The organism is candidate division TA06 bacterium B3_TA06 (assembly GCA_005223075.1).
GTDB lineage: Bacteria > Hydrothermota > Tepidihabitantia > B3-TA06 > B3-TA06 > B3-TA06.
Genome location: NJBO01000006.1, coordinates 1 through 25,654, shown reverse-complemented (window position 1 = coordinate 25,654; position 25,654 = coordinate 1). Strand labels below are relative to the sequence as shown.

22 protein-coding genes are annotated in these 25,654 nt (G+C 53.2%); 9 read left to right on the top strand and 13 right to left on the bottom strand.

Annotated features, from left to right (window positions below):
• Positions 1 to 182: 182 nt before the first annotated feature.
• The 3 genes from CEE36_04960 to CEE36_04950 form a co-directional block, all read right to left on the bottom strand.
• Complete coding sequence (locus tag CEE36_04960) at positions 183 to 1,595, bottom strand: hypothetical protein (protein ID TKJ43101.1); 1,413 nt, start codon at positions 1,593 to 1,595, stop codon at positions 183 to 185.
• A 4-nt stretch (positions 1,596 to 1,599) separates the two neighbouring features.
• A complete protein-coding gene (locus CEE36_04955; GenBank protein ID TKJ43100.1) occupies positions 1,600 to 3,162 on the bottom strand; it encodes a bifunctional ADP-dependent NAD(P)H-hydrate dehydratase/NAD(P)H-hydrate epimerase in 1,563 nt (520 codons plus the stop codon).
• Positions 3,163 to 3,236: 74 nt separating this feature from the next.
• Complete coding sequence (locus CEE36_04950; GenBank protein ID TKJ43099.1) at positions 3,237 to 4,262, bottom strand: hypothetical protein; 1,026 nt, start codon at positions 4,260 to 4,262, stop codon at positions 3,237 to 3,239.
• A gap of 107 nt (positions 4,263 to 4,369) precedes the next feature.
• On the opposite strand from CEE36_04950, the gene CEE36_04945 reads away from it, so the two are divergent.
• The 9 genes from CEE36_04945 (at position 4,370) to CEE36_04905 (ending at position 14,863) form a co-directional block, all read left to right on the top strand.
• Entirely contained in the window at positions 4,370 to 4,714 is a 345-nt protein-coding gene (locus tag CEE36_04945; protein ID TKJ43098.1) for a hypothetical protein, read from the top strand.
• A gap of 130 nt (positions 4,715 to 4,844) precedes the next feature.
• A complete protein-coding gene (locus CEE36_04940) occupies positions 4,845 to 5,837 on the top strand; it encodes a hypothetical protein (protein TKJ43097.1) in 993 nt (330 codons plus the stop codon).
• A 310-nt stretch (positions 5,838 to 6,147) separates the two neighbouring features.
• A complete protein-coding gene (locus CEE36_04935; GenBank protein TKJ43096.1) occupies positions 6,148 to 6,462 on the top strand; it encodes a hypothetical protein in 315 nt (104 codons plus the stop codon).
• Positions 6,401 to 7,621 (top strand): hypothetical protein, encoded by a 1,221-nt coding sequence (locus tag CEE36_04930; GenBank protein ID TKJ43095.1) that lies wholly within the window; start codon positions 6,401 to 6,403, stop codon positions 7,619 to 7,621. The genes CEE36_04935 and CEE36_04930 overlap by 62 nt, the downstream gene beginning before the upstream one ends.
• The gene (locus CEE36_04925; protein TKJ43094.1) at positions 7,621 to 8,286 is read left to right on the top strand and encodes a site-2 protease family protein; all 666 of its coding nucleotides are present in this window, start codon (positions 7,621 to 7,623) and stop codon (positions 8,284 to 8,286) included. The genes CEE36_04930 and CEE36_04925 overlap by 1 nt, the downstream gene beginning before the upstream one ends.
• 10 nt (positions 8,287 to 8,296) lie before the next feature.
• Complete coding sequence (locus tag CEE36_04920) at positions 8,297 to 10,723, top strand: hypothetical protein (protein ID TKJ43093.1); 2,427 nt, start codon at positions 8,297 to 8,299, stop codon at positions 10,721 to 10,723.
• A 91-nt stretch (positions 10,724 to 10,814) separates the two neighbouring features.
• Complete coding sequence (locus CEE36_04915) at positions 10,815 to 12,194, top strand: Zn-dependent protease (GenBank protein ID TKJ43092.1); 1,380 nt, start codon at positions 10,815 to 10,817, stop codon at positions 12,192 to 12,194.
• The gene (locus tag CEE36_04910) at positions 12,139 to 13,524 is read left to right on the top strand and encodes a hypothetical protein (GenBank protein ID TKJ43091.1); all 1,386 of its coding nucleotides are present in this window, start codon (positions 12,139 to 12,141) and stop codon (positions 13,522 to 13,524) included. Before CEE36_04915 ends, CEE36_04910 begins: the two co-directional genes overlap by 56 nt.
• Positions 13,525 to 13,555: 31 nt before the next feature.
• Positions 13,556 to 14,863: a hypothetical protein gene (locus CEE36_04905; protein ID TKJ43090.1), complete on the top strand. Its 1,308-nt coding sequence runs from the start codon at positions 13,556 to 13,558 to the stop codon at positions 14,861 to 14,863.
• Here the strand turns inward: CEE36_04905 and CEE36_04900 are convergent.
• The 10 genes from CEE36_04900 to CEE36_04855 all read right to left on the bottom strand — a co-directional run.
• Positions 14,825 to 15,808, bottom strand: a complete 984-nt coding sequence (locus CEE36_04900) for a nucleotidyl transferase (GenBank protein TKJ43089.1) — start codon at positions 15,806 to 15,808, stop codon at positions 14,825 to 14,827. The two genes, CEE36_04905 and CEE36_04900, sit on opposite strands and share 39 nt — an antisense overlap.
• Positions 15,805 to 16,788 carry a bifunctional phosphoglucose/phosphomannose isomerase gene (locus CEE36_04895; protein TKJ43088.1) on the bottom strand — a complete coding sequence of 328 codons (984 nt, stop codon included), beginning with the start codon at positions 16,786 to 16,788 and terminating at the stop codon, positions 15,805 to 15,807. The genes CEE36_04900 and CEE36_04895 overlap by 4 nt, the downstream gene beginning before the upstream one ends.
• Positions 16,776 to 18,539 carry a phosphoenolpyruvate--protein phosphotransferase gene (ptsP, locus tag CEE36_04890; protein TKJ43087.1) on the bottom strand — a complete coding sequence of 588 codons (1,764 nt, stop codon included), beginning with the start codon at positions 18,537 to 18,539 and terminating at the stop codon, positions 16,776 to 16,778. Before ptsP ends, CEE36_04895 begins: the two co-directional genes overlap by 13 nt.
• Entirely contained in the window at positions 18,536 to 18,796 is a 261-nt protein-coding gene (locus CEE36_04885; protein ID TKJ43086.1) for a phosphocarrier protein HPr, read from the bottom strand. Before CEE36_04885 ends, ptsP begins: the two co-directional genes overlap by 4 nt.
• On the bottom strand, positions 18,793 to 19,164 hold the full coding sequence (locus CEE36_04880) for a hypothetical protein (GenBank protein ID TKJ43085.1): 372 nt from the start codon (positions 19,162 to 19,164) through the stop codon (positions 18,793 to 18,795). The genes CEE36_04885 and CEE36_04880 overlap by 4 nt, the downstream gene beginning before the upstream one ends.
• Before the next feature lie 138 nt (positions 19,165 to 19,302).
• On the bottom strand, positions 19,303 to 19,800 hold the full coding sequence (locus tag CEE36_04875; protein ID TKJ43084.1) for a hypothetical protein: 498 nt from the start codon (positions 19,798 to 19,800) through the stop codon (positions 19,303 to 19,305).
• A complete protein-coding gene (locus tag CEE36_04870) occupies positions 19,797 to 20,714 on the bottom strand; it encodes a hypothetical protein (protein ID TKJ43083.1) in 918 nt (305 codons plus the stop codon). Before CEE36_04870 ends, CEE36_04875 begins: the two co-directional genes overlap by 4 nt.
• A gap of 6 nt (positions 20,715 to 20,720) precedes the next feature.
• Complete coding sequence (locus CEE36_04865) at positions 20,721 to 21,257, bottom strand: hypothetical protein (GenBank protein ID TKJ43082.1); 537 nt, start codon at positions 21,255 to 21,257, stop codon at positions 20,721 to 20,723.
• A gap of 31 nt (positions 21,258 to 21,288) precedes the next feature.
• On the bottom strand, positions 21,289 to 22,971 hold the full coding sequence (locus CEE36_04860; protein ID TKJ43081.1) for a hypothetical protein: 1,683 nt from the start codon (positions 22,969 to 22,971) through the stop codon (positions 21,289 to 21,291).
• Positions 22,972 to 24,100: 1,129 nt separating this feature from the next.
• The coding region (locus CEE36_04855; GenBank protein ID TKJ43080.1) for a hypothetical protein at positions 24,101 to 25,654 on the bottom strand (1,554 nt) is incomplete at its 5' end.

Below are 25,654 nucleotides of genomic sequence, written 5' to 3'. Positions count from 1 at the left end.
CCTGTGCTACATTAAAGAGTAGAGCTCGTAGGGACCGACCTCAGCGTGCCCCTTGGGGCACGCTGTCCACAACGGGAGGGAAAAACCCTCAAAATCGCCCAAAATCACCCAAAAAATGCGACGAGTGGCATTCAAACCTGACGAGTTGTTGCGTGGCTTTTTGGTCCGAAAAGGTGTGTAAGTTAAGGAAAAACGGCGTTTAGGTCAAACCGCTGCAGCCCGGCGTCGGTGGCGATCCAGAGATAGTTGCCCTCGAGATAAAGTGCCGTAACATCGTCAGATAGGAGACCGTCCTTGGTTGTCAACTGAACCTGGAAGTAGGTCTCAGGGTTGTAGATGACCACCCCGCCTGCTCCGCCCAGCGCGATCAAGCTGTCCCGGCCGGCTATCGCCTTCTGAGGCACAGGGATAAATCCAGGCGAGGTGAAGTATTCCCAACCCTCACCTGTCTGCTTGACCAGGAGCCTGCCTGTCCAGAAGTAGCGGGCATGATCGCCTCGCACGATTGCCAGCACATCGTCCCTGTAAAGCTTTGAGCGCTCGTCCTTTAAGGGCTTCGGTTCGCCCTTTGAGATTAATGTAAGGAATACCCCTTCGTCGGTGGCCACAAATAAAGAGTCACCACGGAAGTCAACGTCGTATATCCAGGATTGGGTTCTGATCTCTGATAGAACTTTTTTATCAACGTTAAAGACATCCGCCTCGCGTCGCTCAAGCAGGAACAGGTTGCCTTCGATCAGCCTCGCTTTCTCGTAGTTGGTGCGTCGCAGTTTGTCCATGATTCCCACGCCCCATGACGGCGTCTCATTTCGTGTTGTTCCCCACCACTCAAAGGGGTGGTAGAGCATCTTTTTCTGCTTCAGAACAAGCTGGTCCACCCCGTTTTTGCCGAACGCGTAAAGCGAGCTGTCTGCGGCGAAGATGGAGTGGACTTCGCTTGCACGTGGGCTCTGGTAGCGCAGGGTCTCGCGCCAGCTAAGGCGGTCAAAGACAAGATACCCGTATCCATAGACAGACACGTACGCCTTGTTGCGGTGCGTAAAGACCGCAGAGTAGGGGATCTGGTGCATTCGCTCGTCAAGGAACACCCAGGGGGCAAGGAAGGGGTAGTCCTTGCGGATGTTTTGCGGGTTATATGAGCCGACCCAGACCGTGGTTGAGTCAGGTGCAACGTCCGCCTGCCGTTCTGATCGTTTATGCACCGCCTGAACGGACGAGCCGTGATCGAGGAAAACATACTCGTGGTTGATGCCCAGACGTCTGATCGAGGATGTGGTGGTGAGGAATATCTTCCTTGCAAGCCCGCCTGTGGTGTTGAACGTGTACAGTTCACCACTTGTTGAAACCACCCAGACACGTCTCAGGTCCGTATCGTAGACGGCAAACGCTATCTCTAGGGGCAGACCTTCTGCCGCGCCAAAGATGCGTTCAGGCGTGGAGGAGTCATCGTCGAGTTCGATGATTGCATCGTTCGTTATCATATACACCGTGTTGAACGCGTCGGCGGTGAAGTTGCGGATCTCATCCAGACGCGGGTAGTGCTGCCAGTCGGATGGGTTGTAGATGTATGCCAGAAGTGCAAGCAGGATGCTCATTTCTCTAATCCGATTCGTAGATCTCTTCGTCTTCGTCGGCAAACAAGGAGCCTATAGCATCGGGTAGATAATCCAAGAGGTCTCCTGCAACAAGCGAGTATTCGCCGATGTCCTGGACTGCCTCATCTGCTGCCGCCCCGTGAAGCCATACCCCCAGGCGTGCGGCAGGGGCCAGGGCCAGGCCCTGGGCTACCAATCCTGCGATGATGCCGGTCAATACATCCCCCGTTCCGCCTGAGGCAAGGCCTGAGTTGCCTGTGGGGTTGATCCATGTTTCTGCCGGACAACCTATAATCGTGGGTGCGCCTTTGAGAACCAGGACGGTACTGTACTTCTTGGCATACTCTTCGGCTACATCCAGTCTCTTACGGTCGATCTTTTTGGCTTCGCGTCCGATCAATCTTGCCAGCTCACCCGGATGAGGGGTAAGGATCAGGGGCGGCTTCTTGCCCTCAAGCAGCTCAGGTTCTGTAGCGATGGCGTTGATTCCGTCCGCGTCGATGATTAAAGGCTTCTTCCACTCGGCGAACAATCGCTTAACGAGTTCTACCGTTTCCTGATGCGTTCCCAGCCCCGGGCCGATTGCCAGAAGCTTTACGTCATCGGCCATCTTTAATATCTCATCTGCCGCACCCTCTGCCAGATGGCCGTCTCCGGTATCCGCAAGAGGCCGCTTGACCGTCTCCAAAAGGCTTGAATCAAACACATCAGCCATAGTCTCCGGAAATCCCAGATACACAAGCCCTGCACCTGTCCTTGCGGCAGCCATGGCTGCAAGCCTCGCCGCACCGCTCATCCCGCGGGAGCCGGCAACTATCAATACCTTGCCAAAGGTCGCCTTGTTGCCCGAAGGGGAGCGCTCGGGCAAAAGTGCTGCCGCATCCTCTGAGGTCATCAATCTCAGCTCTCCCTCGCTGTCGATTATAGTGTTGGGGATTCCGATATCCGCCACCCAGACATCACCGCAGTATAGACTGGTTGGGTATAGGAGGTGGCATGGTTTGAGATAGGCCATGGTAACGGTAAGATCGGCCTGAACCGCCACCTCAGGCTCGGCGAGCATCCCGTCCGCTTCAATCCCTGAGGGCAGGTCAACGCTCACCACGAAGGCTTTCGATTCATTGATTAGCTGTATCGCACGCCCCGCAAGGCCTAGAGGCTTGCCTTTGAACCCTGTTCCAAGGATGGCGTCAACCATCACATCGAACCCCTGCATTCCTTCAAACGCCTCCTCGTCGGTCACCTCCTCAATCGCGAGTCCCATGCTCTTTGCTATTTGAGCGTTGACCAATGCGTCGCCCTTCAGCTCATCAATCTTTCCGAGTAGAAGGATTTCAACCTCGGCACCCGAGTTGGCCAGATCCCGCGCGACCACGAATCCGTCGCCGCCGTTATTACCCTTGCCGCAGACGCACAGCACAGAAAGGCCTTCCGGCTCAAAGTACTCCTCGATCGTTTCGGCAACCCCACGCCCTGCGTTTTCCATAAGAATCATCGAGGGGATCTTGAACTCTTCGGTTGCCCGCTTATCAATCGCACGCATCTCCTCACGCCGCACTACACGCATAGAATCTCCTTATGATTTATCCAAGTGTTTCTGAAACCGATGCTTGGAAGCCCACCACCGCTGCCCTCTTGATGTTAACCGTAGAAGTACTGGTAGGTGATCGATCTAATAAGATCGCCTGTGCGGTCCTTGCTTGTCTCCTCGATGATGTGCCCCTTGTCGTCGTAGCGCAACTCTACGAATCCATAAGGTTTGTTGCGTTCATCGCGCCAGATTATCTTTGCAGGGTCTGCGGCGTCCTTCTCGTAGCGATACTCCCAGGACTTGGTCCTTTTGTGACGCGAGTCACGCCACTCTTTCTTTGTAAGGCGTGCGTGTCTGTCGTATTTGAAGTCTACGGTATGGAGCACCTCGTTATGGGGGTTGCGTACGATCTCTTTTGCGATCTTGTCCTGTTTGTTGAACTCGCGATCGCAAACCTGCAGGGTGATACCTGCCCTGTCGATGTGGATTTCCTGAACAAGTGTGCCGTCCTTATTGTAGATCAACTGGTGGGTTCTGAGGGGATTGCCGTTGGGGTCAAGAAAGATCATGCGGGTAAGCCGATCGTTGTCGTATTCGTAGCGGCATATCTCGTGGAGACGATCGTTAAGGATAGTCCTGCGCTCTATCATCTTCCCCCCTGCCCCCTCTGATGGAGGAGGTGGTGGATATGCTGCCTGTTCTCTTGGTCTCCTTGGTTCGAGGCGAGCAGGCTTCTTTGTGGGCTGGGGTTTCTTCCTTGCCGCGATGGCCGGGGATACAGTAGGTGGTGTCTTTTTCCTGGTTGCCTCGTCTTCACGTTTGGGCGAAAGCCGAAGGCGCGCCTCAAGGTGGGTCTCGAGATGATCTATGAGCTTTACCGCCTTCTCCAGGTTGTTTGACTCAATCACGGCCTTGGTTATCTCGTTGAGAATCTCCACCTGGAACTCGTGGGCGGCGGTCTTGATGAGATCGAAATTCACCGCCTGTCTCGCCCTCTCAAGATGCTTGTCTGCCTTCTCCTTGAGCTTTCGGCGCTCTTCCAGTAGTTTAGCTACGCGGCCTTCGAGTTCTTCCTGGTTTTTGGCCAGCTCCAGATACTCGGTGTAGCCCTTATCGTGATCGTACTTATTTGCCATCACGAGCCTTTCGTGTCGTCCTCATACCTGAACTATAAGCATTCATTGGTGTATTGTCAAGTCACCACTCACTTAATCTAGGGGAGAATGCCGAGACCATCGCCAGGATGACCGATTCGAGCTTTCTCTTCAAGCGCACCATGAAGAAACCCGGCCAGGTCCGCATCAGATCGGGTGTGGAGTTCGTCATGGGGATGCACAAGGCACCGGGCGGACTGATAAGGACGGCGTCAGAGGTTCACGAAAACAGATTGGCGGATGTGATCATCTCCGGCGATTTTACCCTTCTTCCGCTTCAGGGGCTGCCAAGGATCGAGGATGGTCTGAAAGGTGCTTACAGAACACGAGGTGAGGTTGGTACTCGGATCGGCCGAGTGATTTCTGAGCAGGGCCTAGAGCTTCCCGGCGTCTCGGTCGAGGATATGCTGCTGGCGTTGAAGATCGAGGAATAGTTTCAGCCGGGCCGACCTAACACCCGAAGGGGGTGCGCTGAGGTCGGCCCCTATAAACTTGACAACGTTCCATTTTTGGTTAAAATTATAAAGATGAGAATACTAAGGTTTACTTTACAAGGAGGGTCGAATGGCAAAGATTCTTGCTGACCGTGAAATAAAAAAATTATGTGGCACAGTAATCCTTGGAGGAGACGATAATGCCATACACACACATGGGATTAGACTTCACCTAGGTAATCATGTGCAATTCCTTTCAACGGGCGAAGAGAAAGAGTTAAAACCAGGATACTTCCTTGTAATACACCTCAGCGAAACTGTCCTCATCTCTAGTCTTGAAAAAATCGATTTTACAAAAGAAACAGTTCAAAAGCAATATCCCAAAATGTTGTTAATGGGACTCCTCACACCAACAACAACTATGATGAGAGAAGGACTATCCCTATTAACAACAAAAGTTGACGCTGGCTTCAGAGGTAATCTAAATTGGGGAATTCGAAATAATTCAATTAATAAGATTACACTAGAATACGGGGAGCCTATCTTTAAATTGACTATTTTCTTACTTGAAACAGAGGAAGAATTATCGGAAGTCTTATATGGTGAGAAAGAAATTGACCACTACCAGGATACGGAAGGAATCAGGCCTTCTGCACGTCGTATCCCTACCAGTATTCCTAAAAGCAAGATCATAGCTTCAAGCTACACTAACATCCCTCCAACGACAATATTGAAAGAAGCAGGATATCCTTTTAATCATATCGGTACAGAACTTGTAGAACTCGGTGGCAAATTTGACCAAGTTTCAAAAGATGTGATTTTTTTAAAACAAGAATTCCAGAAACAAATAACCGAATTATCTTCCAAAATCGTAGACGTCAGGGAAAGGCTTTCGGAAAAGATAGAAAATGTTTTAAAAGAGGCCTCTCAGTTGTTTGACAAAAGATTCGGCGCGGTTATAGGCGCTCTCATAGGCGCTGGCTCTCTCATGTATACCATAATTTCATTACTCCAAAGCCAAAACGTTGGGAAAATAATAATAGCATGTGTTGTTGGCGGCTTTGGCGTCGCCTCTCTCATTATAACATACTTCCTAACACGTAGAATAAAAGTAACGAAATAGACTTCGGGGTTCGCTATGGATTATCAAGAAATAGCCCGCATCCTGTCATCGGGAGCGAAGTGAGGGCGGCGAGCTTTTACCCCATACCATTTTGCATTTTGACTTTTGCAGTTTAAAATCGCGACGAAGTCGCGTTTTTGTCCATCATTTGACCACCTTTTGACCATCTTTTGACCAGCATTTGACCAGCTTTTTTATGACGAGTGCAATAGAAACCTGAAGAATTAAGCCATGGAAGATATCCTGGAGGGCTGCAAGAACTTGACTCCCCGCCGTCTGCGAATAGAATGTTATTAGATCGGAGGCGAAGATGAACGAACAACCGAAACCTGTTCGCAGACTGGACGTTGAGATAAAGCCCGAGCAGGCCGAGGGCACCTACTCGAACCTTGTGCTGGTTGCTCACTCTTCATCGGAGTTCATACTGGATTTCGCGCGCATGCTGCCAGGACTGCCCAAGGCAAGGGTGCTTTCGCGTATCGTCATGTCCCCTCAGCATATCGAGCTTCTGCGCCGCACGTTAGAGGAAAACATCAAGAAATACGAGGCACGCTACGGAAAGATTGAAATCAAAGAAAAGCCCGGCCCCGCAAAAGAGATGGGCTTTACTCCGCCGCAGCACTAACACCGGCCTGCGCTGGCTGGGAGAGATAGCGGCCCAGGAAGGGGCTAAGCTTTACCTGGTAGGAGGGGTGGTACGCGATAGGCTGTTGGGCAAGAAGACCCTGGATATCGATCTGGCCTGCGAAGGCAATGTTCAGCGCCTGGGCGAGCGATTGGCAAAAGAACTAGGGACTCGCTTTCTCTACTACCCGCCGTTCAAGACAGGAACACTTCAAGGACCGAAAGGGGAAAGGATAGATATCGCAAGAACACGCCGCGAGAGTTACCCAAAACCAGGCGAACTCCCGAAGGTCGAGCCTGCTTCGATCACGGATGACCTACACCGGCGGGACTTTACCGTGAACGCCATGGCCCAGTCCCTGCATCCTTCAGACTTCGGGAACCTGCTTGATCCTCTTAAGGGTCAAAGAGACCTTAAGAAAAGGTTGATCCGTGTTCTGCACGATAAGAGTTTTACCGACGATCCTACCCGAATCTTCCGCGCGGTGCGATATGCAGCAAGGTTTGGATTCAGGATTGAGCCGCATACGTTAGTGTTGCTCAAGAAAGCGGTGAAGAGAACACCTGCCCTATCAAGGGAGAGACATCTTTATGAGTTACGATGCATCGCGCAGGAACCGAAAGAGGTGAGGGTAAGGACAATCAAGAGATTGAAGTCATTGGACGCGCTTGCCTTCCTTGGAAAACCCCTTGCTTCCCTCTCCCCTACGCGGCTGGGACGCATCAAGGAAAGCTGCGAGTTCCTGTGTCTGCTCCTTTCTTTATTTGACGAGACCCATGTAAAGAAACTCCCGGTAAAGAAGGCATGCCTTGAAACCACAAGCACCCTGCGGGAGGCCAGAAAGATCCTTTCCTCCCTTGCACGACTCAGGACCCCATCCCAGATCACCTTCTACCTCAATAACTACGATCAAAGGGGGCTGGGGATTATCGCAGAAACCACAAGAGCTAAAAGCTGTGAGAAGATCACCCGCTATCTGGAGGACTACAGTAATGTAAAGATCTCAACAACCGGCGAGGATCTAAAGCGTATGGGTATCCAACCTGGACCAAGGTACAAGGAGTTACTGGACAACCTCCTTGCCTCGAAGCTCGACGCGAGGGTTCGTAACAAGCGTGAGGAACAAGCGCTTCTGGGGCACTGGCTAAGGGAGAAATAATGTCTGGTTTCTTTTCCCGATTTGCCGATATTAACTACTGGCTCACTATCCTTCTTGCATTGCCAGGGATACTCATTGGTTTAACGTTCCATGAGTTTGCTCACGCATGGATGGCGAATCGGTTGGGTGATCCTACAGCTAAGATGATGGGGCGCCTAACCTTAAACCCACTAAAGCATCTGAATCTAATAGGCACCCTGGCTATCATATTTTTCAGGTTCGGCTGGGCAAAACCCGTTCCCATCAATCCGGACAACTTCATGGATCGCCGCAAGGGAACCCTCCTCGTATCAATAGCCGGTCCGGGATCGAATCTGCTTTTGGCCTTGCTCTTCGCCGCACTCTTCAGACTCTTTGGATTGATTTCCCTGCAAACGTCGTCGGTTATCGCTTATATCCAGGGGATTCTCGGTTTAGCCGTTTTCTACAACCTGATCCTGGCGTTTTTTAATATAATCCCTATCCCCCCACTTGACGGCTCGCAGATACTTTTTTCTCTCCTACCCCTGCGCTACACAAACGCCTTGCTGTGGCTGCAGCGTTACGGCTTCATTATACTTCTCGTTCTCATCTTCACACGGGTTCTCTGGTATATAATCGGCGTACCCAGCCTCTATCTTACCGCAATCCTTGCAGGCCCAAGCGCCTTGGGTATAATACTCTAAAGGACTGAGAATGGGTAAGAAAGTTTCTGCAAGAAAAACCAAATCGAACAACCCCAAATCACAGGCTAAGCCACGCAAGCGGGACAACACCGACATCATCATCGGCCTTCTTCTCCTGCTTCTTGCCGGGTTTGTAACCATCAGCCTGGCGAGCCTTAACCCTCAAGCGATACCCACAAGACCTGAAAACTGGGGCGGTATGCTGGGTTTCCTTCTGGCGCGCGGACTCTACGCGTGGCTTGGTTTCATCGCCTATCTTCTGCCTCTGCTTCTCTTGCTGTGGGGAATAAACCGGTTGCTGCGCCGATCGGTAAAAAAACTCGTGCTGACGAGCTCGACGCTCGTGGGATTTGCCTTCTTCGTCCAGATAACCCTCGGCTACTTCCTCATCCCACGAAGCAAACTCTCACCCGGCTTCCCCCTGTATAACATGTATCACCTGGTTGGTGGCAAAAAGCTCGTGAGCCTGGGCGGCAAGATCGGCAAGGACGTGTTCGACTATCTGACCGGTCTGGTGGGAGGGCTGGGACTTGGGTTCATCCTTGGTTTCCTCCTGTTGGTATCCATCGTTCTTATCTTCGACATCAACCTCCACAAGTTGATAGTTGAAGCGCTTGAGCGCGCCAAGGCCGCAGCTGAAGAGCGCCGTGAAAGGCATGCAGCATTCATGGCGGAAAAACAGAAAGCCGAGGAAGCAAGGCGAGAACAGGAAAGGCTTGAGGCGGAGATGGCAAGGGATGAGCAAGAGGAGACTCCACCCAGGGCTGAACCACCGATGGGGGTGACCGAGCGCATCGTTCGTACACCAGCAAGTGAGGTCTCCCCTGAAGAGCTTGGGCTTGCAGAGCTTCTTGATCCTGTTCCCGAAGGCTGGGAGGCGTTGCCTGACCGCGAGGCACGCGAAGGCGCGAAGGTGTTGATTAAACGCCTTGAGGAGTTCGAGGTGACAGGAAAGGTAGGCGACATCATCCCTGGCCCGGTCATCACCCGGTATGAGTTCCATCCTGCGCCGGGAATAAAGATCTCCAAGATCATGAGCCTTGCAGACGATCTCTCATTGGCACTTAAGGCCGAGCGCATCCGCATCCTTCCCATCCCGGGTAAATCGGCGGTAGGCATCGAGATACCCAACCGCGCTCGAAAGACCGTCCCCTTCAGGCTGGTTGTTGGCTCAAAGGATTTCAAGGACTCGCCCAACCCACTGACCATTGCACTGGGAACCACAATCACCGGCACCCCCCAGGTGGCCGACCTGGCATCCATCCCCCATCTTTTGATCGCAGGAACCACCGGTTCGGGCAAGTCGGTCTGCATCCACAGCATCATGACCAGCATGCTCATCAAGTCCGCTCCGCACCAGGTTAGGTTCATGGCGATAGACCCCAAGCGGCTTGAGCTGCCGGTATACAACCCGATTCCACATCTGATCCAGCCCACCATCGTTGATCCACGCAAGGCAACTCGTAGCCTTGAGTTCGTGGTGCGAATAATGGAGGAACGCTATAAGGAGTTCTCCCGCGTGGGGGTTCGCGATATCACAGGTTACAACCGGTATGCTGAGAGGGAAAAAAAGAAGAAAAAGCCATACATTGTGGTGGTGGTGGACGAGCTGGCTGACCTTATGTTCACCGCACCATCTGAGATCGAGCAGCGCATCATTAGACTGACCCAGATGGCCAGAGCGGTGGGAATCCACCTGGTGCTCGCCACCCAACGCCCCTCGGTTGACGTAATCACCGGGCTTATCAAGGCCAACTTCCCAGGCCGCATCGCGTTCCAGGTGGCATCCAAGACCGACTCCAGAACCATCCTTGATATGAACGGTGCCGAGGCGTTGCTTGGGCGCGGAGACATGCTCTTCTTACCGCCAGGTAAAGGCGAGCCCGTAAGGCTGCATGGACCATTCGTCTCAACCGGTGAGGTCAAGAGGATAGTAGACAAGCTTGCCCGGGCAAGGCTTAGGGTGTTGCTTTCAACCCAGGTAGACGAAGAGAAAGCCGCAGAACTCTCTGACGCCATCATATCCGCAGATCTCCTTGATCCGTTGCTTGATCCCTCAGAGCCACTCTACGAAACCAAACGCAAGCGCCTGGCAGAGATCATCTCCCCCCAGGTACTTGCAGAGCTCGAGGGCCGCTACTATCCACCCATGGAGGAACTCGCCCCGATTCGCGAACAGATGGAACGCCAGGGCAGTCTGGAGGAAACAGACGAGTTCTTCGCAGAGGCGGCAAGGCTGGTGATGCGCCACAAGGAGGCCTCGGTATCCATGCTTCAGCGCCGGCTGAACGTGGGCTGGGCGCGGGCCGGACGCATCATAGATCAGCTTGAGCAGGCAGGCATCGTCGGCCCCTACGAGGGCAGCAAGTCAAGGAAGGTCCTGATCGGGGACGAAGCCGAACTGGAAAAGATCCTTAAGGGGTTGGAAGGAGTGTGAGGCAAACGGGATTTGACAGCCCATTCGTGATAGAGTAAAATCCACGCGGATTTCAAGAAGGTAAACCTCTTTAGAGTTTGCAGGAGGATGCATGATCAGTTATCTCAAGGAGATTCTGGCGCATGTGCCAGCGGACTACGCCGAGCTGCGCTACCACGAGCGCAGGGTGAACGCGGTCTCGGTTCGCAAGGGAGAACCTGAAGCGGCGCAGGCTAATCATCTTGCGGGCGTGGGTGTTCGGCTGCTGGACTCTGGTCGGTGGGGATTCTCCTCTACCCCAGGCAGCAAGCGCGCGGATATCATGCGAGCGATAGGTGACGCTGCAACCGCAGCCAAGGCCATGAGCAGGACCAAAAAAAACCTGGCGAAAGCAAAACTGGCAAAGGGAGAGTTCAGACCGCCTGTTGAAGACCCGATAGAGAATCACTCACTGGAGGAGAAGCTGAAGCTGGTAAAAAAGGCCGAAGCCAAGGCGCGGCGGTCTAAAAAAGTGGCCTCGGCATCATCCGCTTACATCGAGTACCTGGATAAGAAGGCCATCGTGACCTCTGACGGTGCAGCCGCACTCCTAACCGACGTGAAGCCGGAATTCCGTATCACCGTGGTGGCCGCAGAAGGAACAAACATGGTAACCGCATCTGAATTCGCAGGAGTCACCGGAGGCTGGAAGGACCTGTGGCGATACGGAGCCTGGGAAGAGATTGTCGAGAAAGCGGTTAAGCGCGCCCAGAGACTTCTTTCAGCAGAGTTCCCCAAGGGCGGACGAATGAAGGTCATCCTCAGCCCTGAGATGGTTGGTCTGATCTCGCACGAGGCCATAGGCCACACCGTGGAGGCCGACTTCGTGCTCTCCGGAGCGATAACAAAGGGCAAGATCGGTAAACGCGTGGCAAGCGAGCTTGTTACCCTTGCAGATTCCGGGCCGTCGGTTCACATACCGGGTGCCTCAGGGACTCTTCTGGTGGATGACGAAGGGGTCATGACCAAGCGCACCGTGATTATAGAGAATGGCATCCTTAAATCCTACCTTCACAATCGGGAGAGCGCGGCCTCCTTCGGGGTCGCTCCCACCGGCAACGCCAGGGCCTTTGAGTACTCGGACGAACCGATAATCCGCATGCGCAACACCTACATCGAGCCGGGTAAGATGAGTCTTGCCAAGCTCTTGGCTTCCACCGACCGGGCACTTCTTCTTGAAGGCGCGGGCGGCGGTCAGGCCGACGCCAACGCCGAGTTCATGTTCGGCGTGCAGGAGGCGACCCTGATCGAGAAGGGCAAGAGAAAGAAGACCTTCCGCGGCGTAACCATCTCGGGCAACGCGTTCGATGTGCTTGCGAGCGTGGACGCAATCAGTAAGGAGTTTCGCTGGGCTTTAGGTGCCGGCTACTGCGGCAAGTTCCAGAGAGCAAAGGTAGATGCAGGAGGAGCCTACGTTCGCTGCGAGGCTATCATCGGAGGTCGTCATGGCTGAGTTGGTTGATAGGCTGGAAGAACTCGTCCGCTGCGCTCTTGCCAAGGGCGCAGACCAGGCCGAGGCGTTCGGCCAGAGGTTTGAAGGCCGTGAGGTCTGGCTTGAGAACAACAGAATCAAAACCGCCAAATCCCATCCCGGAGAAGGAATCGGTCTGCGGGTAATCAAGAATAAAAGACTCGGCTTTGCCTCGGACAACAATCTTGATGAGGCAAACTTTGAGGAACTATGCACGAAGGCTCTTGCGCTGGCCTCGGCCAATCTTACCGACAAGTTCCAGATTATCCCCGAGCCACGCAAGCTATCTGCCCTTAAAGGACTTTACGATCCAAGGCTGGCAGAGCTGCCCCTCAAAGAAGCCATCGCCATGGCCAAGCGGCTGCTTAAAGCCGCCAAGGACTACGACAGAAGGGTAACTGTGGACTCAGGCGGTGTGTTTGTCAACACGGGCGAGAAGGCAATCTTCAATTCCAACGGCCTGGCGGCATCCGAGCAGGGAAGCTCCATCACCGCAATGATCATGGGGATGGCCAGAGAAGCCGATGAGGTCTCGGCCTTCGACTTCCAGTTTGACGGTTCACTGAGGCTTACAGGCATCAAGATAGAACCCCTGGCAAGGCGGTTCGCACAAAACGTGATCCGTTCCCTGGGCGCAAAACCCGCCCGCTCGTTTAAGGGAACGGTGCTGTTTTCGCCGGTGGCCGTTGCCGAAACCCTGCTCTTTCCTCTAACCTACTCTATAAACGCACAGAACGTTCAGAAGGGCATGAGTAAACTGGCAGGCAAACTTGGGCTGCGTGTAGCCTCTGCGAAGTTAACCATAGTTGACGACGGCCTGCTTAAAGATGGTATCGCATCCTCGGCCTTTGACCGAGAAGGACAACCTCACCAGACGATAAAGATCGTAAACAAAGGAAAACTGATAACCTACCTCTACAACAGCTACACCGCGAACCGCGAAGGACGAGCCACAACAGGCCACGCCTCGGGCGGCTACCGATCTCTGCCCGGAATCGGTACCACAAATCTGGTGATATCCCCTGGCGAGGCGACTAAAGCGCAACTCATCCGCGACATCAAGGAAGGCATCCTGGTTACAAGATTCTCAGGCAACGCGAATCCAATCTCGGGCGACTTCTCAGGCACGGTCAAGGGCGGCTTCTACATCCGCAACGGAAGGCTCTCCTACCCTGTCACCAACACAATGATCGCAGGCAACGTGTTCGATGCAATCGGCAATATCAGCGGAATCAGTAAGAAACTGACCAGGGTCTACTCCTACCTCCTTCCCTACCTCGCGGTAGAAGGGATTTCGATCACATCGGGCTAGGCTGGCGTAAGACAACGCAACCGAGCGAGAAGTGAACTACCCGCAGGCTATTGATTTTCTTTCCACTCTGATTGATTACGAGCGCTGGGTTTACCGCAACTACTCCTTCAAGCTTGATAACTACTTTGAGTTTCTTTCAAAGATAGGTAATCCACAAAAGCAGCTGAAAAGGGTAACGCTGGTGGCCGGCACAAAGGGCAAAGGCTCTACCGCAATAATGCTGGCCAAGATACTTCAGGATCACGGTGAAAGGGTGGGGCTATATACCTCTCCCCATCTTCTGGATTATCGCGAAAGGATAGGAGTCAACGATCGGCAGATACCTGCTACTCGCTTTGCTTCGATTTTAGATACTCTGCGCCCCGCAATCCTTGCCCACGAGCCGCGCATCACCTTCTTCGAGGCCCTGACCACCACAGCCTTCCTCTACTTCCTGGAAGAGGGAACCAGCGTCAACGTTCTGGAGATAGGGGTGGGCGGCAGGCTGGATGCAACCAACGTGACCGAGCCGGAGATTTCGGTAATCACCCGCATCGGCTACGACCACACCAAGATGCTCGGCAAGACCTTAACCAGAATCGCAAGGGAGAAGTGCGGGGTGTTGAGGCCTGGCAAGCCTGCGGTAATAGCCGCTCAACGACCAAGGGTAAGATCCGTGATTAAAGAGGCCGTCCAGGAACGAGGTGCGAAAGGAATCTGGTGGCAGGACGACTTTAACGCCCAAACGATCGAGGATAACCTGAACGGTTTGAAGATGCACTATCAAGGACTCACGCTGGATACGGAGTTCACTCTGCCGCTTATCGGCACCCACCAGATAGAGAACGCGGCGGCAGCGATCGCCGCCGCAGAAATGCTGATCCATGAAATCAAAGAGAAAAAGGTCCATAAGGCTCTTGCAAACTTGAAGCTGCCTGCGCGCATCGAAATCATCCAAGATCGTCCTGCCGTTATCCTTGACATGTCTCATAACCCCGAATCGGCAGCAACCTTAAGGAAAACCCTGGACAGGCATTTCGCAAGCTATCCCCGCCGCATCCTGCTTATCGGAATCACACGGCACAAACAGAAACGCAGGATTATTGAGACCCTGGCCCCGTTCTTCAGTGAAATCTATGTTACGCAGGCCAAGCTACCCAGGGCTGAGTCGACGCAGAACCTCTTGAAGCTCTGTCGGAAGATGCATCGAAATTGCCGTTGTATGGATTCTGTGGCAGATGGTGTAGAAGATATCCTTGATTCCCTGGATGCAGACGGCCTGTTTGTAATTTCCGGATCTATCTACGTGGCCGGAGAGGCGCTAGAAGCCCTCAAGGCGAGAGAAAGAGCCAACGTCTAGCGAAGAAGGCGAGCGCCTAAGAACAGCCCTCTCCCCTACTATAGTATCTTTGATAACCATCCCCTCAATCTGAGCACCTGCGTTGATGATGGACTCGGAGACGATCGAGTTGCGAACCACCGCACCTTTTGCAATTGAAACGTTAGGGCCGATGATGGAGTTCTCAATGGTTATGTCATCACCGATCCAGCAGGGCGGCTTGATGAGCGAACCTTCAACAGGAACAACGCGGCTTCTCAGCTTCAAGAGTGCCCGGTTTGCCTCAAGCAACGCTGCAGGGGTACCGCAGTCCAGCCATGTATCCACCTTGACCGGCTTCAGCTTCTCCCCTCTTTCAATCAAGATAGACAACGCGTCGGTCAGCTGGTACTCTCCCTGCGTACGCTGATCCTTGGCAATCAGCTCCTCCAAAGCCTCACGTAAACGCCTGGCAGAGGATAGATAGTAGATACCCGAAATGGCTAGATTGCTCTGCGGATCCTCAGACTTCTCAACCACCTTGGAAACATAATCTCCGGAAAGCTCCATCACCCCGAACCGGCGAGGATCGGCAACCTCCTTGGCAACAAGGAAGCCTTCGTTCTCACCGAGATCGGAAATAGCTTTCTGAATGTCGAAGGGGATGATGGTATCGGAGAGAAGGATAAGGATGGGTTCGTCGCCGAGCTCGGTAAGACCCTGCAGCACCGCATGCCCCAGCCCCAATGGCTCAGCCTGCTCCCAGAAGGAAAAGCTGCGGTCAGGGTATGCTTCCTTGAGCGAACGTGGAAGGGAGGTTTCCGGTGAGTAGACGATGCGGTATTCTTCGATCTCAAGGCCGTCGAGCAGAGAGAAGATGTGACCGATTATGGTGTCACCTGCAACGAACAAAAGCGGCTTGGGTGTATAAAGGGTGTGAGGTCTGAGCCTTATTCCCTTGCCTCCTGCGGGTATCAGGACTTTCATGAAAGCTCCTTTTTCAGCCGGTCAATGGATGCAACAGGTAAGGGATCAACACCACGGAGTTCAGCTAAGAAGACGCTCAGAAGATCGCCTTTGACCAACAGGGAGAAAAACCTATCGAGCAGACTCTCACCCTCGGCATGAATCACCAAGCGCGGGATTGAGGAAGGAAGAATCCTATCCACGATCCTGGCCCGCTTGCGGTTGCGGTGGTGAATGAACTCATCTCCAGGATCGAGAACGACTAATGCGATGTTCTCGTCCACCCCGCCCTCAAAGCCCATTATCTCGTTGTGGTTCATCTCTGAATACACGTGAGCGTGCGCAAGGACTTTGGCATTCTCGTTGAGCTGACAGACAAGGCGATACGCGACGGCGGCAAAACGCTGGTCGAGCGAGTGGATGATGGGAAAGTGATCCTTCAGGGATTGGGCGAGTTTCTCTGTTTCTTTTTCCCATTCCGACATACGTGAACGCAAAAGCTCGAGGGTTGCAGTAAGTTCCTGTTCTGCCTCAGGATACAGATTCCAGTAATCAACCAGCCGCAGAAGCGGCGCGAAGAGATAACCTACCGCTGCGCGCGGCGGGATTCCGGAAGGTACTGTGACCGTCGGAACGCTCTCCGCCTCGGCCAGTTCCTTGAGCTTCCCCACTGAGGTTATTGCCAAACGTTGGACTCCCCGCTCGGTCAAAGCCTCCCACAAAGCCAGCGCCTCCTCCGTGTCTCCTGAGTAGCTTATGAGCACCGCAAAGGCTTGGTTCTTGATCCAGCCTGGCAGGGTGTAGTCCTTAACGACCTCTATCGGGACGGGTGAGGTATGAAGTAAAAGTCCTCGAATCAGATCGCCGGAGACCCCTGATCCGCCCATGCCGCAGACGACAAGAATCGAGGGAAGACCCTTGGGAATGCCCTGGACAACTGCCCCGGCAGCCTTCCAGCCATACTCAAGCTGGTCAGGAATCGATCGCACTAAGGATAGCATACGTTCTTCCTTTCAAGGAACAGAACAGCAAGATCGTGGTATTTCCGACTCAGCTCCCTGCGCAGGTAGCGGATGACCTCCACCGGTGTAGAGTACTCCACCGCGCGATTGGCAATGCGGCGCAACTCCTCCACCTTAACGTTGCGTATGATCTTGCAGGCAACAGGAACGGCACCTGGGGTCATTGAAAGCTCATCAACTCCTAACCCTATAAGCAAAGCCACGCCAAGGGCTTCGGCAGCCATCTCCCCGCATACACCCACCCAGATATGAGCCTTGTGTCCGGCACCGATCACCCGTCTTATAAGCTGCAGTACCGCCGGATGGTAGTGGTTGAAGAGGAGCGAAATCTTCTCGTTCCCCCTGTCCGCCGCCAATGTGTACTGGGTAAGATCATTCGTGCCAATACTGAAGAAATCAACATACTTCGCCATGCGGTCGGCCATAAGGGCTGCGGAGGGAACCTCCACCATGATTCCCACCTCCATATCGGGATCGAACCTCTGTTTTTTGCTTTCGAGCTCTTCGCGGGCCCTCTTTAAGAGAAGCTTGGCTCGCTTGATCTCGGAGAGATCTGAGATCATGGGAAACATGATCTTCACATTGCCGTGAGCTGAAGCGCGAAGTATGGCTCGCAGCTGCGCAAGGAAGATATCCTCGTTGTCGAAGAGAAATCGCACCGCACGCCAGCCAAGGAAGGGATTTGCCTCCTCGTAACCGGGCAACACCTTATCGCCCCCGATATCCAGGGTTCGTATGATCACCGGATGCGGCTTCAGCTGGATCGCCGCCTCGCTGTAGATACGATACTGCTCCTCCTCCGATGGAAACCGGCGTTTGGTAAGAAAGACATACTCCGTCCTGAAAAGCCCAACCCCCTGCGCTCCATAGCGTTTTAAGGCACCAATCTCGCTCGTCAGCTCTATATTGGCTGAGATATCAATCTTGCGTTCGTCCAGGGTGATAGGTGCCTGCTTGGCCTCATCGAAAAGTCTCTTGCGACGGGCGGCGTATTCCCGTATCTCAGCAGCGTATATCGAGACGCGGTGCTCGGTAGGGGCAAGCACAACCTGTCCACGCTGACCGTCCACCACCACCTGCTCATCGTCCTTGAGTTTCTCCAAGAGATGCTCTACGCCGAGGACGGCCGGTATCTCCAACGCCCTGGCGATAATGGCAACATGAGAGGTTCGCCCCCCTATCTCGGTCGCCAGACCCCTGACCCTTCTGGGATCGAGGAGCACTATCTCCGAAGGCGGAATGTTATGTGCTAGCACCACCGAATCGCGGGGCGCGTCGATTATAGAAACCGAGGGCAGGGAAAGAAGATTGCGCAGAACACGATTGGTAATATCCTCGATGTCGACCAGACGTTCCTTAAACAACCCATCCTTCGCATCAAGGAGCGGCCTGGCAATCTCTGCTACCGCTTTGCTGAACGCATACTCCGCACTGTAGGCCTCACTGATATTGCGCTTGCAGGTCTCAAGCAACGAGGGATCGGAAAGGATCTGTATCTGCACCTCAAGAAGATCCGCGAACTCCGGACCAAGAGATTTGCGAATACCAGCCTGGAATTCTTTAAGTTCTTTTCTGGTTGAGGTAAGCATAGCCTCAAGGCGTTCCTGCTCCGTCTGGATGTTCTTCTCCGGGATACGAACGCGTCTAAGTTCAGGCGGCTTGGAGGTAAAAAGGAACGCCTTACCCATCCCTATGCTGCCTGAAACCGCAATACCACGCAGGATAATCATTCACCATCCTCCTGGAGTATATTCCTTAACGCCTCAAGGGCCTCTGCTTCATCCAGGCCCTCAGCCTCAAGCAAAACCAGGCTCCCCTCCTCGGCGGCCAGGGTAAGAAGCGAGAGGATGCTCTTGCCGTTAACCCGAATACCGTCCTTGGTAACCCATATATCACACTTAAAACCCTCAGCTACCTTGACAAACTGGGCCGCCGGACGCGCATGCAGTCCTATCTTGTTGCGGATGATAACCTCGAGTGTAATCATAAAATAATCCCCAGCACAACTACAACAAGAAGATTAACCAAAAGATTGAACAGAGGCGAGATCCTGAGAAGCGCAAAAACAAGCGAGATAGCGAAACAAGGGATAAAAACGAACCAGGACTCCATCAGCAGGGATGAAACCCCTTCTATCCCCTCCTTGTTCTGCTCCCGAACAAGAACCCCGGTGAGGAAAGAGGCAAGGTAAGGGTTGGTGTTGAACGTAGATTGTGGAGGTTGAATCACCGCCTTCTTTCTGGAACGAGCCGAAAGCACAAACGCCATCCCAGGCCCCTGCTCACTTTCAAAGTTCCACAGGTTCTGAACAAAAAGCTGCGCAATGAAGTTCTTTAGAATCTTAGCAGCGCCCATACAACCACCCAGGCTGTAAATCCCACAAAGATGCGGAAACAAGTGGTTGTGAAACCCCGAACTCCCCAACTGAGTACTTATTCAGCATCAACAACCCGGAAAGGACGCATAAAACCGCTATGATAAGTTGCGGGTTCACTATCTCCTCTTGCGTTTAATCAATTTCACCACGTCAACGGCCCTTGAGCCTGGAAGATCCCGGGCGATTACCTTAATGCCCTTACGGCTCAACCTCAGTATAGCCTCGATCTCGCTTGAGTCAAGATAGAGGAACGAAAGGAACTTCTCTCGCCCCTGGCGTGAATGAACGCCGCCAAGGTTAAGCACAGGCAAGGACAAGCCCTGGCGATAGAGGGCCTCTACGTCGCTAACGGACTCCACAAGAATCATTTGGCGGCCTTTGAGGCGATTGTTCTCCACATAAGCAACTGTTTCTGAAAGTCTTAGCATCTCCAGCTTCACACCCTCAGAAAAGGAGGTTACTACAGTCCTTAAAGTATCTTGATGCCAGGCATCGGTTGCAACTCGATCGTTGGCCAGGATTATCCTTGGGATATCCAACACAAGAACCCACCCCACCATTACCTGGCCGTGGATCAAGCGATCATCGACCCTGAACCACTCTATAGCACTCACGAACCCACAGTAGGGATCTCGATATTGGCCGGGGATACCATATTACCCTGTGAATCTTTGCCCCACACGCGCAGCCGCAAAGGAAGGGCAGGCAAACGATCCCCGGCAACGACAGGTAAAGAAACCTCAATCGAGCGGTTAGCCCCCAGAGGGGGAATTGTGGTATCCAAAATAGTAAGATATTCCGACAGCTGAGGGTCTCGCATCACAGCCTTCAGGAAGATTGTATCTGAATCCTTCAAGCCGCGGTTAACCAGGAAAACCAGAAGGCGGCCCTCCTCACCAGGCTCAAGGATACCGTTGCTGTTTCCACCGATGGCATCATCGAACACGACCCCGGCTACCTCAAGACGGGGTCCGATCTTATACTTCGATGCAGGGCCAGCAGTGCCTATGCATATCCCAAGGGTGAGGTAGATTCGTTCAGCAGCATCCTTTACAATCAACGTCCCCAGGGTAGCCTGCAGACCCACCATCCTCACCGGAGACCAGCGTCCCATAAGTTCAAAAACAAGATAAGGGGCTTTGGCCCTCCAGCGACGCTCAAGGATGAAAGACAGCGGGCCGAGCACATCGTAGCGTTGCCCCCAACCAGAACCGCGAACATTGAAGGCGATGAAATGTTTGAAAAATGCATCGTTCCTCCAGAAGGCTATCTTCTGATAGATCGGAACACTCACATGCAAAGGCAGGAGTGAACCGATGAACTGACCGCTGTCGCGAGAGCCAAAGCCGTAGGACTCGACAATTGAAGAACCAATCCCTATATAAGACAACCCCAAGGTAAACTCAACAACGTTAAGCCGATTACATAAAGGCAACCCTACTCCGTAGTAAGCATCAACCGCTGCCCACTCCCGCACCTGGGTATCTCCCCAAAACGCTGCTGAAAACAGCAGGATTAGCTTAAGCAAATCTTGCTACTCGAACTCTGGTGCCCACCTATAGAAACCATCCAGGGCTTCGGGTTGATAGAAGAAGATAGAATAGCTCTTCTCACCCAGCATGAGAGTGCCCTTACCGCCGGGAAGCCCTGTGAAGATAGCAAACGACACCTGAAGCTTACCTATACGTTCTTCGGCAACCAACTCGCCCAGTTCGGTAACCTTGCCGGAGTATACGTTCGCCTCAACATAGGTAGAGCTGAGTTCAACCACATCAAGGGGGTAGGTTGTATACCCCACCCGGATAGCAGAAGGCTTAACCAGAACCTTCTGACGAACAGGCAAACCACCTTCAGGTGTGGACATAGACTCAAGTTCCTGAACGCGTGATATCACCTTAATCATAAAGGTCTCAGGTTGCATGAGGGTATCCTGATCATCAAAAGCGAACCCGACACCTGCCAGTTCCAGAAGATAGACGCCTTCTTCCCTGGTGATGGTCTCATACGGCACCTGTGTTGCAATCGAAACCACTGCCCCAAGGAGCACAGCAAGCGTGATGATCCTTTTCATCTTAGGCCTCCTAGAGATAAAGATCGGCTCTTTACATAACCACGATATCTACGCGCCGATTGAGATCACGTCCTGTGCGTGTACGGTTGTCGCCGCGCGGATGGGATTCACCATAACCAACGACTCCGATACGATCAGGCGAGATGCCGTTAGAGATCAGGAAATCACGCACCGACTGGGCCCTGCGAAGAGAGAGCCTTTGGTTGGATGCGGCATCCCCTACGCTGTCGGTATAGCCTCTAAGCTGTACCTTAACCTCAGGATGCGCCTTAAGGACGCTAACAGCCTCCTTGAGTGGGGCATAGTCTTGTGGGGAAAGACCGGCCTCACCGCGTCCGAAGTAGATCGACCGGAAGGCTATGGGCGGCGGAGGGGCCTGGGGGGCCACACGCTCCAGCTTAAAGTCAACCACCACCTCATCGGTATCCTCAAGTATCATGCTCTTGTGGGTCTTCTTGTAACCCGCGGCCTCCGCGTCAACGCGGTAGGTCCCCGCAGGCACAACGGCACGATAGTAACCGGACACAGCATCGCTCTTGAAAGAAGAAAGAACCGTATCCCCGGTTATGCTGACGAAACGGAGCACCGCTTGAACCGGGGCGTTGTTAACGGCATCTACCACGGTTCCAACAACCGTAGCTCCTCCAGTAATGGGAGCGAGCTCCAGCATCACTGTACCGCCCTCAAGCTCGATCAGCTCCGAGCCGATGCGAGTGGTCACGTAATCAGGATGCTCGGCCACAAGGAAGAAGGTTCCTTCCGGGTACTCGACCGAGAAACGCCCGTCTGTACCGGTAACGTAGGTATCGATCCCAGGATGCCCCTCTATGCAGATCTTGGCCTCAGCAACAGGCTTCTGAGTGACCTTATCAACGACGATACCGTTTATGTATCCCTCGGCTGTTGGCATGAGATTGAAGCCGATACCGACTCCAGCCAAGGCGTGCCAGCGGAAAGGCGTCTGCATAGGCTCGAGCTCGCAACCCAGATTGACGTTAAACTTCGTAGCCCTGCCTCCGAAACCGAGGCGCAAACCAGGGGTTACATAAAGGAAATTGGTAAATTGAGAGAGTGAATCCTGGGGAATCCTGGCCGTGCCGTCGACTATAAGGCCGGCGAAACTGAAAGGCCAAACCTCCAAGCCTACGCCCGTGAGCACGTATCCTGGGCTGGTAGATCCGGTAAGGTACTCGTAGCCGCCGTTGAGATGCATCCCAAGCCAGTTAAGTCTGAGGGTCATAAGCCCTCTGCCGCCGAAGCCGAAGACGCTCGTACCCAGACCCTGCATGTAGGCAAATCCGTCGATACCCGGTGCAAGGTAGACATTCTTTGCCTTGTTGAAGTATATGGGCACTCCCCCCTTAACGGAAAGGCCGAGATCGTTGTAGAGCTCTGCCGTACTGGAGGTGTAGTTCCCGAAGGTCGCGTAACGCCCGTGTCCCCATAGCGAAAACTCAAGGTAGTGCCAGGGAGTAAAGGATAGGGCCACATAGGGCAGAACCTCTGTAAGCTGAGCAGTGCTGGAAACGGTATCCGGAGCAACCACCGAGTCGATGTTCATCATCGTCCCGAAGACGTTCAGGTCGATGGTAAGCATCCCCATATCCTCGCAGGCACCGGAGTAAACCCTGAAGGTACCGCGATTTCCTAAAACGGTATTGTAGGGAAAGGCCACGCTTGCAAGGATTATAGTTACAAGCACGACTTTTCTCATAGCAAACCTCCTTGAATGGATTTCCACATTCTCTAGGGCACGTCCGCCCTCTATTATAAAATTATACAACAAAACTAAGGATCTGTCAAGTCTCTTGGAGACGGGACTTAAGGAGGCAAAACACACTACATCATGCCTGATCCATATCTGCGAACGCCGTTCTTGTTGACCCTTACAAGACAAGGGCTACTCGATCCTACTCTCTTGGACCTCCGTAGGTTCACCAACAGGTTTTCCACTTATCCCCATGGAGATACCCACAGCGCGTCAGGTTTGAGTCCAACTCGTCACAAAAAAGCTGGTCAGATGCTGGTCAAAAGGTGGTCAAAAGTTGGTCAAAAGGTGGACATTTTGCGGGTCCGATGCCGAATAAGTGGGACAAAAGATGGACAAAGGCGCGACTGCGTCGCCATTGCAAATATCAAATTGCAAATTTTAAAATGCGATTGCTCCGCAAGCGTCGCCCTCCGGTGCAAAAGTCAAAGTGCAAAGTGTAAAATGGAAGGGTCAAGGGGTGACGCTCACAGCTGACAGCTCACAGCTGACGGCAGGGGACGCGACTTCGTCGCGAATGCAAATATCAAATTTACTCCGCAAGCGTCGTCCTTCGGACAAAATGCAAATTTCAAAATGATGGGGCGGGAAGCAGACGTCTGGGGTAAAAAAGTGGGACAAATAACAGCTCACAGCGGACAGCTGACGGCAGAGGGCGCGACTGCGTCGCCATTGCAAATATCAAATTGCAAAATGCAAATTTTAAAATGCGAATAGCTCCGCAAGCGTCGCCCTCCGGTGCAAAAGTCAAAATGCAAATTGTAAATTGTAAAATGAAGGGGTCAAGGGGTGACGCTCACAGCGATCGGCTCACAGCTGATTGTTCGGGGTCCCCGGGCGGATGCGGAGCAGACGTCTGGGGTAAAAAAAGCTGGGTGTACCCTCACCTTTTATTCCTCTCCCACTGGGAGAGGAAATTCCCCCTCCTTGGTGGAGGGGGATTAAGGGGGCGGGGAATAAGGTGGATTAATTGATTGCCCGAAGTTTAATTATTCGGGCTGACCTGACACCCGAAGGGGGCGCGCTGAGGTCAGCCCCTACGAACTCTCCTACCGGGAGAGGGCTGGGAAGAGGGTTACCGAATCAACACTACCTTCTGCGCCTTGGTCGCTCCCGCGGACTTCAGCACGATGAAGTAAACACCAGGCCCGTAACACCTCCCCCAGATAATCATTCCAGAGGATTCAGTTGCGTGCACCTCATCCACCTTGCGGCCTGAGGCGTCGAAGATTGAAGCTCGAAAGCCATCGGGTCTATCTTGATATCGCAGCACTATTTGAGAACCGATGGAGGTTATCACTTCCCAGTTGGGCGGCTTTTCAACAATCGGCTGCTCAACCACCCCTACCCCCATGTCCCAGTCGGTGATCATGGCCCAGGCCTCACAGATGCTATCGGGCGTGGAATGGGGATATACCCACACGATTCGGTCATCGCACACCCCTACGGCAGGTACAAAATAAGCCATCCATACGGGGTTAATTCCCTGTGCGGTATCTTTTTCGAAGGGTAACGTATACTCGAAGAGGTTAGTCTGTCGCCAAACCTCCTTGTCTCGAATCTCTCCAATTATGCCACCCGGACGCTCCCACCACCAGTTTTCGTGTAACTCACTCCTTCGAAGATGCGTTTCAGCAAACCGCCCATCCGAAGAAAAGGCAACTGAGAACATCTTTTCCCAGGCTCCAACTTCGTGAGGATCAAGCATCACCAAGCGTATGGGATGCCGCGCCAACCCGCGATGCACGAACACTCGACCCATAAGCCCCCATAAATTTAAATCTATAGATCTTCGCCAGAACGCCACGAAACGCTCATCCTCAAGCCAAAAGAACTGGGGGTCCCAGTCGTCGTGCTCCTCATAATCCAAGAGATGCCCCCTGGACCTCCACGACAGGATTGGTTCATCTGCGGCATCGAACACCTGGAACCGTTGATACGCCGTGTCAGAATAAAAAGGAGTAAGCTGATCACGCCAGGTTACCACCACGTCGCCTTCGTCGTTCAACGCCACCCTGGGATAATAGAAGAATACACACTCCTCATCACAAGCCAGGAAGGGCCGGTTCTTAGGATCACCCTCCATATCAAAGCGCTCCACCCACACGTAGTTCTTGTAAGTAGGGGGGCCAGGCTCTATCTCACACCAGGTAACCACGAACTCCTCATTATTGTTGAGGCTGAGGTCAATCGGGCTGAATGGCGGCGTCTGCTTACCTAAGAGTGCGCGAGCAACCAAGGTGTGCGCAGAGCCAACAGGGTTGCCGCCAGGTGCAAAGTGCTGAAAGCACACGTAAGAAGGCTCCTCCTTGCCCCGAGTCTTCCTCTCTTCCCAAAGCAGGATGGTGTTGCCTACCGTGTCCATCTCAAGGCAAGGGTGCCAAATCCACGAGGTGTCCGCAAGCTTTGTAATCTTATAAGCCTCGGTCATTGGATTTCCATCCCGGTCAAAGAAGCGGACGAAAAGCTCCGGCTCTTGATCATCAGGATCATCGGGATCGCCGGAGGCTATGCCGTCTATCCAGGCTACAGCAAAATGGCCATCTGAGGTCATTGCCGCACAACCCTGTCTCTGATTATGACCGAGTTCAGCCTCTGCGATACGAAAGGGTTCTACAAGGCCTCCCCC